This window comes from Flavobacterium sp. ZB4R12 (assembly GCF_048276375.1).
GTDB classification, from domain to species: Bacteria; Bacteroidota; Bacteroidia; order Flavobacteriales; family Flavobacteriaceae; genus Flavobacterium; species Flavobacterium gawalongense.
Genome location: NZ_JBLNKS010000002.1, coordinates 136,692 through 149,942, shown reverse-complemented (window position 1 = coordinate 149,942; position 13,251 = coordinate 136,692). Strand labels below are relative to the sequence as shown.

The 13,251-nt window shown below is 31.8% G+C and carries 12 protein-coding genes; 6 read left to right on the top strand and 6 right to left on the bottom strand.

What is annotated here, in order from left to right; all coding sequences use genetic code 11:
- Positions 1-39: 39 nt before the first annotated feature.
- The 4 genes from ACNO7W_RS02090 to ACNO7W_RS02075 form a co-directional block, all read right to left on the bottom strand.
- Complete coding sequence (locus ACNO7W_RS02090; protein WP_417936820.1) at positions 40-561, bottom strand: NADPH-dependent FMN reductase; 522 nt, start codon at positions 559-561, stop codon at positions 40-42.
- Positions 562-665: 104 nt separating this feature from the next.
- Positions 666-2,180 carry a response regulator gene (locus tag ACNO7W_RS02085; RefSeq protein WP_417936819.1) on the bottom strand — a complete coding sequence of 505 codons (1,515 nt, stop codon included), beginning with the start codon at positions 2,178-2,180 and terminating at the stop codon, positions 666-668.
- The gene (locus tag ACNO7W_RS02080) at positions 2,180-3,325 is read right to left on the bottom strand and encodes an FIST signal transduction protein (protein WP_417936818.1); all 1,146 of its coding nucleotides are present in this window, start codon (positions 3,323-3,325) and stop codon (positions 2,180-2,182) included. The genes ACNO7W_RS02085 and ACNO7W_RS02080 overlap by 1 nt, the downstream gene beginning before the upstream one ends.
- Positions 3,326-3,458: 133 nt before the next feature.
- Positions 3,459-3,662, bottom strand: a complete 204-nt coding sequence (locus ACNO7W_RS02075) for a hypothetical protein (RefSeq protein ID WP_417936817.1) — start codon at positions 3,660-3,662, stop codon at positions 3,459-3,461.
- 90 nt (positions 3,663-3,752) lie between these two features.
- Here ACNO7W_RS02075 and ACNO7W_RS02070 point away from each other — a divergent pair, with 90 nt between their 5' ends.
- The gene (locus ACNO7W_RS02070; RefSeq protein ID WP_417936816.1) at positions 3,753-4,148 is read left to right on the top strand and encodes a hypothetical protein; all 396 of its coding nucleotides are present in this window, start codon (positions 3,753-3,755) and stop codon (positions 4,146-4,148) included.
- Between the two features lie 522 nt (positions 4,149-4,670).
- Here ACNO7W_RS02070 and ychF read toward each other — a convergent pair.
- The gene (gene ychF, locus ACNO7W_RS02065) at positions 4,671-5,765 is read right to left on the bottom strand and encodes a redox-regulated ATPase YchF (protein ID WP_417936815.1); all 1,095 of its coding nucleotides are present in this window, start codon (positions 5,763-5,765) and stop codon (positions 4,671-4,673) included.
- A gap of 392 nt (positions 5,766-6,157) precedes the next feature.
- Here ychF and ACNO7W_RS02060 point away from each other — a divergent pair, with 392 nt between their 5' ends.
- From ACNO7W_RS02060 to ACNO7W_RS02050, 3 genes are all read left to right on the top strand, one after another.
- Entirely contained in the window at positions 6,158-8,806 is a 2,649-nt protein-coding gene (locus ACNO7W_RS02060) for a TonB-dependent receptor (RefSeq protein ID WP_417936813.1), read from the top strand.
- A gap of 97 nt (positions 8,807-8,903) precedes the next feature.
- Positions 8,904-9,659 (top strand): class I SAM-dependent DNA methyltransferase, encoded by a 756-nt coding sequence (locus tag ACNO7W_RS02055; protein WP_417936812.1) that lies wholly within the window; start codon positions 8,904-8,906, stop codon positions 9,657-9,659.
- 111 nt (positions 9,660-9,770) lie between these two features.
- The gene (locus ACNO7W_RS02050) at positions 9,771-10,307 is read left to right on the top strand and encodes a hypothetical protein (RefSeq protein WP_143386431.1); all 537 of its coding nucleotides are present in this window, start codon (positions 9,771-9,773) and stop codon (positions 10,305-10,307) included.
- Positions 10,308-10,385: 78 nt separating this feature from the next.
- On the opposite strand, the gene ACNO7W_RS02045 is transcribed toward ACNO7W_RS02050, so the two are convergent.
- On the bottom strand, positions 10,386-10,736 hold the full coding sequence (locus ACNO7W_RS02045; protein ID WP_143386430.1) for a 4Fe-4S dicluster domain-containing protein: 351 nt from the start codon (positions 10,734-10,736) through the stop codon (positions 10,386-10,388).
- A 136-nt stretch (positions 10,737-10,872) separates the two neighbouring features.
- Between ACNO7W_RS02045 and ACNO7W_RS02040 the strand changes: the two genes are divergently transcribed.
- Positions 10,873-11,931 (top strand): acyl-CoA reductase, encoded by a 1,059-nt coding sequence (locus tag ACNO7W_RS02040; protein WP_417936811.1) that lies wholly within the window; start codon positions 10,873-10,875, stop codon positions 11,929-11,931.
- Between the two features lie 93 nt (positions 11,932-12,024).
- Positions 12,025-13,098 carry a 3-phosphoserine/phosphohydroxythreonine transaminase gene (serC, locus tag ACNO7W_RS02035; RefSeq protein ID WP_417936810.1) on the top strand — a complete coding sequence of 358 codons (1,074 nt, stop codon included), beginning with the start codon at positions 12,025-12,027 and terminating at the stop codon, positions 13,096-13,098.
- Positions 13,099-13,251: the final 153 nt, after the last annotated feature.

Genomic DNA, 13,251 nt, shown 5'->3' with positions numbered 1-13,251 from the left:
AGATTACAGATTTTAGATAAATGTAAAAGGTTGAAAAACTCAAAAATTCTTGATAATCTCTTTCAACTGATTGTCCAATTCTGGATTGGAAATTTTACCGTTTACAACATCAAAATTAGCGTCAAAACTGGGAAGTGAGAAAGTTGCTTTTATATTACCACCATAAAAAGGAAAAGCGTTTTTTGCTATTCCCAAAACGCTTGCTCCCCCTTTGGCTCCGGGTGATGTTGCCATAAGTAACATTGGCTTTTCCTGAAAAACCTTAGCAGTTATTCTGGTACACCAGTCAAACACATTCTTGAAAGCCGCAGAATAATTGCCATTGTTTTCTGCAAGCGAAACGACTAAAATATCAGCTGTGGCAATTTTAGCCAAAAATGCTTTTGCCAATTCATGCTGACCAATTTCTTTTTCTATATCAACACTAAAAATTGGCATTTGAAAATCGTTTAAATCTAAAACCTCAATATCTGCATTTTCAAAAAGATGAGCGGCATAAGTTGCTAATTTTTTATTGATAGAATTTTTGCTGGGACTTCCTGCGAAAGCTATGATTTTCATGGTGATTTATTTTTATTAAAAGTAATAAAAATTAAAAGATCTATTATACAGAAAAAGGCAATTTAAAATTACAAATGATACTGTTCCACCAATACTTAAAGAAATTACCGACAATACTTTCTCAATTTCATGTTTAATTCTTTTGGGTTAAATGGCTTTATAATACATTCATTTATACCAATCTTTATCGCTTTTTCAAGATAACTATAAGAAGAGGAGGCTGTCAATGCAATAATTGGAATCAATGTATTTGTGCTTCTTATGATTGCTGTTGCTTCATAACCATCCATTACCGGCATTGACAAATCCATTAAAATAATATCATACGCGTTTGATTTATATTTTTCAATGGCAATAAGTCCGTTCTCTGCAGTATCAACATTCACATTCCATTGCTTCAATATTTTTTCGGCAATTTTGATGTTTATCAAATTATCTTCAACCAAAAGAACTTTTAATCCGTCTAGATTTTCTTCTTTGTAATCATGATATACAATGTTATTTTTTAATTCTAAATTTGTTGAAAAAATTGGTAATTCCAAAACAAAACTAAAGTTAGAACCAATTCCTATTTCACTTTGCAATTCGATATCTGAATTCAATAAATGGAGCAGCTTTTTTGTTATTGCTAAACCTAAACCTGTTCCTCCAAATTGTCTAGTGGTTTTTGTTTCTGCCTGTTCAAACCTTTGAAAAATTAATTGAAACTTTTCAATGTCAATTCCAATTCCGTTATCGATAATTTGAACTTTAAAAATAGAAATGCCATCCCTTTGTTGGATTTGGTCAATTTTAATCTGAATCAACCCATTTTTAGTAAATTTTACAGCATTTGAAACTAAATTTGTGATGATTTGACCAATTCTTAAAGGATCGCTGATTACGTTCGGAGTAAATTTATCATCAATAATTACCTCAATCCTATTTAAGTTTTCTGATGCTTTTGTCACTAAAGATTTTTCAATATGTAAAACTAATTCCTTAAAATCAAATGGGATTTTTTCAATATCAATTTTTCCTGCTTCTATTTTATTAAAATCTAAAATATCATTTATGAGCAAAAATAAATTTTGCGCAGAATACTTTAAAACTTCTAGGTTTTCCTGGAAACTATTTAACGTATTTTCTTTTTCCATGATGTAAATCAAACCAATAATCGCACTTAAAGGGGTTCGAATTTCATGGCTCATGATAGAGAGAAAATCTGACTTTGCTTCATTGGCTTTTTCAGCATTAGATTTTGCTAAATACAATTGATCTTGAAACTCTTTCTTAGAATCTATTTCATCACGCAAAATTTGCAGTAAATCAGTTGGGTTCTCCTCGCTTCCAAGTTTTATTTCATTGTTGTTTAATTGCTGTATAGCTTGAATTAACTTGTTCTGTATATTTTCTTTTTTATCTAGTTCTGATTTTAGTTTTTGATTTATTTCATAATATTCTAAATCGTTTAACCGTGAAGATTGCTCAAATAATTCGGCATCTTTTTCAAAATTCAAATACGATAGATTTACAACTTCAATAAAATTGTGGATAACCTCATTATCCGCAATGAAATCTTCTGAAAAATGCTTTTTTATTTGCCTGTTCAGTTGTCTATGTAGATTTTCTATTTCCATTATAATTCTTCATAAATGGTTGCGATTGTCATCGTTTGGTTATGTAACTCACAGGCTCCTTTTTTAAGTGTTGGAGAAATTTCACCATAAGAGTAAAAACCACAAACTAGTGTATCTTCGCCAAAAACCTCTTTTACAACTTCAAGTTCTTCTTCAATTCTATTGCCAAGAACAATTTTTCGTCCCACACAACTTACTAATAATGCTAATTCCGGTTTAGTGGATTGTTCCGAAAATATTTGTAAAGCGGCATTGTAGGAAGCATCTATGAGTTTATCCAAATTTCCTTTCATCAATCTGACGAAAGAACCTTGAGGAATATTACCCGCAAAAGTCATTGATTTTTTTTCCTCATCTATCGACAAAATGGTTCTTACAATGGGCTTAGCATCTATATTTTCTTTCATAGAAAGTGGGAAATATAATGACGAAGCAGGTAATTCTTCGGCATATTTCCCAAGATATTCTTTGTATAAATCTAGTGCAAACCTATCGCCTATTTTGTACAACACATTCTTTTCTGAAAGCGTAACTTCTCTTTCCAGACCAAAATCACTCCAACCTCCCTTAGAACTAAAACCAAAATGAATAGCGTCTCCATAAAAACCAACAGCAACAATTTTACCTTGAGAGGCATCACTGTTTAAACCTACAATTGTTTTTTCGAATTTATATTCATCTCCAGCCAGTCCCCCAAAAATAGGGATTGTCCCTTTTGTTTGTTTTATCAATTCATTTATAAGTTCAGTCCCATTAACAAAACTGCCTTCAGAAAGAATAAGTATTGATTTTAGGTCTTCATTAAAAAAGTCTTTTTTAATTATATTCCCTAATTCCTGAATATCCGAATTTTTCAGAATATCAATTTCAGAAACTTTTATAGCTGTTTTTTCGAAATTTATTGCTGTAGCTACAATATTGTTTTCAACTAAACTGGTATTCGAAATTTGCCCGGAAGTAGAACAAATAACAATATGTGCTTTGGGGTATAAATCTTTTATCTTTTTATATGGCAATACCTTTTCTAAAAAAACCCTTTCACCAAAAGCCAGAACAAGATTTGCTTCTTTTGAATTAAAACCAGTAGTAGAAAAAACGACTTCTGCATCTTTTTTATCAGTAATAACAATTTGTTCAAGTTTCATAGGGTTAAAAATTTACTGTTGATATCATATAAATTAACGAAAATTTTTCCCATAAACAAAAAAACCACAAAAGTAATTGTTATCGCCAATACAATTATTGTGCCGACAAGATTTGTTATGTTTAATACTGTTTTCATAATTTATCATTATTTAAAAGGTTGTCCAGATTGTTTTTTAGTTCGATATATTCTGCTTTTATCCTGTCGGCAAAAATTGGCGTTCTGTCTCCAGTAATGCATTGCTTGATATAGCGGGTTGAGAAGCTATATTTTGTGGCCAGTGCTTTTAATGCACTTGTATTCCAGTTTTTGCTACTTATTTTTATACTTTTGCTCATTGCTTCGTTTGTTCTGATATGTGGAGCAAATATAGTATGATTTTTTCACACTAAACAAATAATTAGTAATACTTTTTCATACTTTTTTATATGACCGATAATGAACGCCTATTTACAGCTTATGATTTCCTTAAAAAGAACGGCTATATTAAGACATATACTCAGCTAGCTGAAGTACTTGGCACCAATAAAGCGGGTATAAATGATTTAAAAAACGGAAAAAAGAAGGTTTCAATTGAAAACATTAGAAGCATGATAAAATCATACCCTAGACTTTCTTTGAATTGGTTGGTTTTAGAAGAGGGTAATATGGAGATCAAAGAAAATAATATACAGGGATTTGATATTAGTATGGAACTCTTAGTAATGCAAAAAGAAAAAATTGAAGAACTTAAAAGAGAAATAGCTGAATTAAGATATACTTCAAAAGAACCCATTCTTTATAAATCTGTGTCTGAACCAGCACCTAAACTAAAAAACAAATAATTTAAACAGCTAATAATCAGCGATTACCATAATTATTAATTGTTTTTAAATGTCGTTACACCCCCTTTTATAATGCTTGGTTTGTGCCGTAATATAATTTTACCGTGCATTAGTATATAGTTTCATATATAAAATTTTAATTCTTTTTGACCATCTAACTGACCATCTAACTGACCACCCACCTAACTTACAATCTAATTTGATTTTTACCCAAATACCCCTTTAAAGCTATTTTAGTTTTTGCGTAAAAAAAGCCCTCAAAATAGAGCGCTTTTTTAATTAAATTAGCCCGTTAGCGCCTGTTAATAGTAAGTTTTAATTATAATTTGTTACTGTGATTGGTAGTTAACACCTCAGAATGGTATTTAACCCTTTATTAAATGATACTTAAATAGTATATAATGGCAGTAAAATGCACATTTTAAATTATTCCTATTTTAGACCTTTTTTATTTAGTTATGTACATTTCTTTTAATAGTCCTATAATTTTATAGTTTTTTTAAACTTGGTAATTAAATACAACTATACATTAAAACGAAAATGCATTACATCACCATCTTTCACGATGTATTCTTTTCCTTCCACTTTGAATTTTCCTGCTTCTTTACATTTTGCTTCTGACCCATAATGAACGAAATCTTCATAAGCAATAACTTCGGCACGGATGAATCCTTTTTCGAAATCAGTGTGGATAACTCCCGCAGCTTGTGGCGCAGTTGTACCAATATTTATAGTCCAAGCACGAACTTCTTTAACTCCTGCTGTAAAATAGGTTTGTTGTTTCAATAATTTGTAAGCCGCGCGAATCAATACAGATGCACCTGGCTCTTGCAAACCCATGTCTTCTAAGAAAACCTGACGTTCTTCATAGCTCTCCAATTCCGTAATATCAGCTTCAGCACCTACAGAAAGCACAATAACTTCAGCATCCTCATCTTTAACCAATTCGCGAACTTGGTCTACATATTTATTTCCGCTAACTGCTGAATTTTCATCTACATTACAAACATACAATACTGGTTTTGCCGTAATCAATTGGAAACCTTCCATCAAAACTTCCTCATCATTGTTTTGTGGAGTTATAGTTCTGGCCGATTTGGCTTGAAGTAAAGTCTCTCTAATTCTGTTTAACAACCCTTCTTCAACAATTGCTTCTTTATTTCCGGTTTTTGCGGCACGTTTCACTTTTTCTAAACGTTTTTCAACATTTTCAAGATCTTTCAACTGCAACTCAATATCAATAGTTTCTTTGTCACGAATTGGATTTACATTTCCGTCAACGTGAACAATGTTATCGTTATCAAAACAACGCAAAACGTGAATTATCGCATTACACTCTCTAATATTTCCAAGAAATTGATTTCCTAAACCTTCTCCTTTACTGGCTCCTTTTACCAATCCTGCAATATCAACGATATCAACAGTCGCCATTTGCATGCGCTCTGGTTTTACTAATTCTTCCAGTTTTTCCATTCTGGAATCCGGAACATTTACAACACCGATATTTGGTTCGATGGTACAAAAAGGAAAGTTAGCACTTTGCGCTTTTGCATTTGATAAACAATTGAATAATGTTGATTTTCCAACATTTGGTAATCCTACAATTCCTGCTTTCATATGTAGATAATATTTGTTTTTTTAATGGAATATGGCATCGCCATTCTTCATATTTTTTTATTACGGAATCATGACGATCTCATGATATTTTTGTTTACAGATAACGGCCTCCCGTTAAAAGTTTAGTATTTACTTTAAAAGTTTGCAAATATAAGATTTAATAAATGTTAGACAGCATAATCATTACATTAATACTCTAACCCTATTTTTTGTAACAATTTATCGATGTAATATTTTTTTTTATAACAATTTATTGATGCAATAATTTTCACATGTTTTTTTAATGATATGATAATTATTTTGTTATTTTTTAATGATATACTAATGTTATATTAAAAAAATATTATATTGCATCCGATTTCAAACCAAACAAAAACCAAAATCAACTATTTATGAAAAAGTTTACATTATTATTTTTTTTGCTAAACGTCACGTTTCTTTTTGCGCAAAAAGAAATCTCTGGTGTTGTAAAAGATAACGCTGGCGCTGGGTTACCAGGAGTTAACATTATCGAAAAAGGAACAAACAACGGTGTCTCAACTGATATCGATGGAGCTTACAAAATAAAAGTTAAAGACGGAGCCACTTTAGTTTTTAGCTATGTAGGATTCAATAAAGTAGAAAAAGCAGCTACTAGTTCTACAATAGATGTAGTATTAGCGGAAGAAGGCGGTCAAGCCTTGGATGAGATTGTAGTTACAGGAACCAGAACAGCGCCAAGAAGTAATACTACAACTGCACTCCCAATTGATGTATTGTCTTCAAAAGACTTGACTTCAACTGGACAAGCTTCTTTTGACAAAGCATTACAGTACAAAATTCCATCGTTTAATACGGTTCAAACGCCGGTAAATGATGCAACTTCTTTACTTGATCCTTATGAAATTAGAAATATGGGACCTAGTAGAACTTTAATCCTTATCAACGGGAAACGTAAAAACTTAAGTTCTTTACTATATGTGCAAACGTCTCCAGGACGTGGAGAAACAGGTGCTGATATTTCTGCAATTCCTACTGACGCTATCGAAAGAGTAGAAATACTTCGTGATGGTGCTTCGGCCCAATACGGTTCTGACGCTATTGCAGGAGTTATGAACATTATTTTAAAAAAGAATACAAACGGTGGATCTGTAACTGTAAGAAGCGGAATGACTTCTGAAGGTGATGGTGAAATGTTAGGAGTAAGCATGAACAACGGTTCTACTGTAGGAGAAAAAGGATTTGTAAATTATACGGTCGATTTTTCTAAAGTCAACTTATCTAACAGACCTGGAACAGTAGATGCCGCTGGTGAAGCAGGAGATTTTGGAGCTTCTCTTTCAGATGTTCAAGCCTTTCTCGCTAAAAAACCAGATGCTGGAAATATCAATGGATCTCCAGAAACTGCTGCTGCAAAATTCTTGGTAAACGGTGGATTTAGTTTATCTGATGAAACATTATTATATTACAATGCTGCTTATGTTTATAAAAAAGTAAACTCATTTGCTAATTACAGAACTCCATATTGGAGAACTTTAGCTGATTACCCATTCCTAAAAGACTTTTTTGGAGACGGAACACCAGCATCTTATCAAGGTTATGTACCAACATTTACAGGAGATTTAAATGATTACAATGCTACTTTAGGTTATAAATCAACAAAAAACGAATGGAATACCGATGCCAGTATTACTGTTGGTGGAAATACACAAACCTATTCAGTTGACAACTCTTTTAACAGATCTGACATTCAAGATGCTGATGGAAATAATGTTTACCTAGAGAATAGTCAAATCTCTTTTAAACCAGGAGGAACTTCTTTCAATCACGTTGTAGGGAATTTAGATATCTCTAAAGTATTATCAGATAAAATCAGCATTGGTTTTGGATCTGAAATCAGAACAGAAACTTTTGAAGTAACAGAAGGAGACAAAGGTTCTTGGGACGGTATAGGAGCAGATTCATTCGCCGGTAACAGACCTGAAAATTCAGGAAAATGGAACCGTTATAATTTAGGTGCGTATTTTGACCTTGCTTATGATGTAACGGAAGATTTCTTGATAAATGGTACTGTTCGTTATGAAGATTATAGCGATTTTGGTGATGCTACAGTATGGAAATTAAGTTCTAGATATAAATTTTTAGATGACAAAATCACATTAAGAGGATCTATTTCTACTGGATTTAGAGCTCCTACATTACACCAAATTTATACTCAAAAATCACAATACTCATTCGTTCCTGGAGAAGGAATTCAAGTTAGTGGAATTATAAATAACGTTTCTCCACAAGCACGTCAATTAGGAATTGATCGTTTAGACGCTGAGAAATCAACAAATATAACTGTAGGAATTGGAGCAAAACCTTCTAAAAACTTTAATTTCACAGTAGATTACTACAACATTAAAGTGGAAGACAGAATCGTTTTAGGAGACATTGCACCTACTACTTTTGGAGATGTTGCTTGGTTTGAAAACTCATTTGACTCTAGAACTTCAGGTTTAGATGTAGTTGCTAATTACAACAACATTCAATTAGGAACTGGAAAACTTGGATTCAATTTATCTGGAAACGTAACTTTTCAAAATGAAAGAATCTCTCCAGTAAAAAGCAACAATTTTAGTGCAACACTAGATGCATTAATGTTTACTTCCAGACCAGAAACAAAATGGATTTTAGGAGCAAACTACGAAGTTGGAAAATTTGGCTTTTCTCTTAACAACACTTATTTTGGAAAATCTACATTTAAACAAGCTGGTTTAGATTCTAATTTAAGAACTGAATTCACTCCTAAAATTGTTACAGATTTAGGAATTACTTTCTCTGCTACTGACAAATTAACTTTGGCATTGAATGTAAATAACTTGTTAAATGTACTTCCTGAATGGAAATTCAAAGCAGAAAATGCAGCTGGAACTGCAATATTAGCAGATCCTGCTCAAGTAAAAAATCAATCTAACTTGATTACTTTCAACCAACGTTATTCTCAAATGACGTATGATGGATATCACTTTAGCCAATTAGGAACTATGTTTAATTTATCTTTAAACTATAAATTCTAATTCGGTTTTCGAATAATTTTAAAAGGGCTGTCGAAAGATAGTCCTTTTTTTATTTCGTTTATTTTCCTTAAATTTAGTACTTATATAAACAAATATCATGACAAATCTTTATGACGGAAAAATGGCAGCAATTTTTGATGCTATGTACCAAACCTTCATTGATTATGATGAGGAATATCAGTTTTATAATAGTCTAATACAAGAATACCATTGTAAAACTATTCTGGAAATTGGGAGTGGCACAGGCAATCTTGCCAAACGATTTCAGGAAAATCATCAAGAATATATCGGTCTGGATTACAGTCAGAGCATGATTACTATTGCCAAGGAAAGGAATAAAAACTGCACTTTCATTCATGGCGATATGAGGGAATTTGAACTGGAAAAACCGGTAGATTCGATCATCATCACGGGACGTTCCACCAGTTATTTAATATCAAATGATGATGTAAACAGCACTTTTGATTCTATTTATAAAAATCTTAATAAGGATGGAATGCTCATTTTTGATTTTATAGATGCCAATCGTTTTATTCCCTTTATCAAAGAAAACGAAGTAATAATACACGAAGCCGAATATGAAGGAATAAAATATTATAGAAACAGCAACTGGAAGACAACTTTATCAGATAATTTTATGCTGGAATGGACAGCGCAATATTATACCTTGAAAGACGGTGAAAAAGAAATAATTGCAGACGATTTTTCAACAGTTCGCGTATTTACCTTAAATGAAATCCAATTGTTTTTATATTTAAATGGTTTTGAAATCATTAAAACAATTGATAGAAAAACGTATGCTTACGATACGTATGTTATAGTCGCGAAAAAAAACAAAGCCATTTCGAAATAAATCACACATAGTTTTTTATGTAAATAATGTAATTTTTTACAATAATTATGCAACAAATTTACAATCAGACAACTGTAACTTTGTTATATACAAATTATTAAATTAAATATCATGAAAACTATAATTTTAGGAATGTCTGTTTTTTTATTATCATTAACTATTCAAGCGCAAAATGAAAACGTAAAATCAGAAGTCAAAACTACCGTTACAACGGTTAAAGATTCAGAAGGAGAAAAAAAATCAATCAAAACTCAGGAAGTTAAGGAAGTTCAAACTATTGAATTAAAAGATGCTGATTCTAATGTCCTGAATAAAGAAATGAAACAAACTCCTATTCAAGTTACTGCAACTACTCAAGTTACCACAAACGGAATTACTAAAGTAATTGATATCGACAGATCTGCCTATTACAATTTAAACGGCAAAAAATATCAGGTTTCAACTGACAATAGTGGTTATACCATGTATTTTCCTGACGGTAAAAAAGCAGCCATTTTAAGAAAAACATCAAATAATAATTATATTTATAATGCAAAAAATAAAACTTCATACGGTTATTTTGATGCAAATGGAAATCTAATTTTAGAATCTTATGACTACAAAACAGATAAAGTAACTGTTACAACTTACATTATTGTTAAAGAATAAGAAGTAATTGTCTAGATCGAAAAAAAAAAAAATCCTGAGTAATGCTCAGGATTTTTTTTCGTCAGTTTTTATAAGAATCTATTCATTATGCAGAAATGCTTGTCTGTTTAACAAAGTTTCTTCGCTTTCTACATGATTCTCATCCGGAATACAACAGTCAACAGGACATACTGCCGCACATTGTGGCTCATCATGAAAACCTTTACATTCTGTACATTTTCCTGGAACAATATAGTAAATTTCGTCAGAAATTGGAGTTTGAGCTTCATCTGAATCTACTTCGGTACCATCAGGTAAAATCACTTTCCCTTTAAGTTTTGTTCCATCTTTATATCTCCAATCATCGGCTCCTTCGTATATTGCAGTATTTGGGCACTCTGGTTCACAAGCGCCACAATTGATACATTCATCTGTTATTATAATTGCCATCTTTATCTTTTTATGAGTTAAAAGTTATGAGTTATGAGATAAAACCATTTAACAATTTTTCTCTTTTGACTTATAACTTATTATAGCTTATTTTTGTGCAAAATTACAATCAAAACTATTCATATACAAGTTACTTATGTTACAAAACGAAAAAAAACGAAGTTTTATCGAATTAGGAAAGTTTTTAAGTCAATTTTCCGAAGATAATTCGTCTAAGAAATCAACTGTTTTGCATAACGATCTATTTTTTGATGATTTTATCGAATTAATAAAATTATCTCAATCCCATAATGGATGGTATACGCCTGAACAAGTTTATTTTTCTATTCAATCTTGGGCAGAAGCACTAACCGAAGAAAATTTAAATCAATGGCTTTCTGCTTACGATTTTCAAATAAACGAACCTAAAAACATAGCCTTAATTCTTGCCGGAAATATTCCACTGGTGGGTTTTCATGATTTCTTGTCGGTTTTAATCACAGGACATAATGTAGTAGTAAAAACATCCTCAAATGACCAACATTTATTGCCTTTTTTGGCTAAATACATTATAGCAATTGAACCGGAATTAGCCAATAAAATAACTTTCGTTGAGGGGAAACTAGAAAATTTCAATGCAGTTATAGCAACAGGAAGTAACAATACAGCCCGTTATTTTGAATATTATTTCAAAGACAAACCTTCCATAATCAGAAAAAGCAGGAATTCGGTTGCAGTTTTGAACGGAAAAGAAACTAAAGAACAACTAACCGCTTTGGGTGAAGATATATTCCGATATTTTGGTTTAGGATGTCGCAATGTTTCTAAACTTTTTGTCCCAAAAGGGTATACTTTCGACGCTTTTTTTGAAGCCATATTTGAGTACCAGGATGTTATTCATTACGAAAAATATGCAAACAATTATGATTACAACAAAGCCGTTTTCCTGATGAGTAATTTTAAATTATTGGACAATGGATTTTTGACATTAAAAGAAGATAAAAGTCATGCCTCACCTATTTCTAGTGTCTTTTATGAATTTTACGATGACATCAATGATTTACAAATACGATTACAATCTGAAAACGAGCAAATTCAGTGTATTGTAAGTAATAATCTCATAGAAAACAGTATTGATTTTGGACAAACGCAAAAACCTAAATTATGGAATTATGCAGATAATACCGATACTATTTCGTTTTTGTTAACAACATAGTCAAAAATTGTTTAATTTTTTCGAATTATTTAACGCTTTTTAAACTCCTATTACCGAAATTTGCACTTTAATTTTTTGGACTTAAACTACACCATGAAAAAACACAACTACAGCGCAGGACCTTGTATTTTACCACAAGAAGTTTTTGAAAAATCAGCACAAGCTATTTTAAATTTTAACAATTCTGGGTTATCCATTTTAGAAATTTCGCACAGAAGCAAAGACTTCGTTGCCGTTATGGATGAAGCAAGAGCTCTTGTTATTGAACTTTTAGGCCTTGAAGGAAAAGGGTATCAAGCATTATTTCTTGCTGGCGGAGCTAGTTTAGAATTTATTATGGCTCCTTACAACTTAATGAAAGAAGGTGGAAAATCTGCTTATCTTGATTCAGGAACTTGGGCAACTGCTGCAATAAAAGAAGCAAAACTTTTTGGAGAAACTGTTGTTGTAGCTTCTTCGAAAGAACAAAATTACAATCATATTCCAAAAGGATACACTGTACCTTCAGATGCTGATTATTTCCACTGCACCAGTAACAACACTATTTTTGGTACACAAATGAAGGAATTTCCATCACTTGATATGCCAATTGTATGTGATATGAGTTCTGATATATTTTCAAGAGAATTGGATTTTTCTAAATTTGATTTGATTTATGCCGGAGCACAAAAAAATATGGGTCCAGCAGGAACTACTTTGGTTGTTGTGAAAGAAGAAATTTTAGGTAAAAATGGCAGAATAATCCCAAGCATGTTGGATTATACTAAACATATCAAAGCAGAAAGTATGTATAATACTCCTCCTGTTTTTCCAGTTTATGCGTCTTTATTAACTTTACAATGGTTGAAAAACCTTGGCGGTGTTCCAGCAATTGAAAAATTAAATAATGCTAAAGCAGCATTGCTTTATGGAGAAATTGACAGAAACCCATTGTTCAAAGGAGCTGCAACTGTTGAAGATCGTTCAAATATGAATGCTACTTTCTTATTAAATGATCCTGCTCATGCTGAAACTTTTGACGCTATGTGGAAAGCAGCTGGAATATCTGGATTACCCGGACATCGTTCTGTAGGTGGTTACAGAGCTTCTATGTACAATGCGCTTCCATTAGAAAGTGTTCAAGTATTGGTTGATGTAATGAAAGAATTAGAAAAAAGCACACAGTAATCAGTCGCAGTTTTCAGTTTAAAAACATATAAATTAGATTTACTGGGAATCCTAGCCCCGATAGCAGTGAAAATCCTTTCTAGTCCTGAATTTGTTTCAGGATCCTGAAACAAATTCAGGACTAGAAAGATTGTAACGGATAGCGGGAAATAG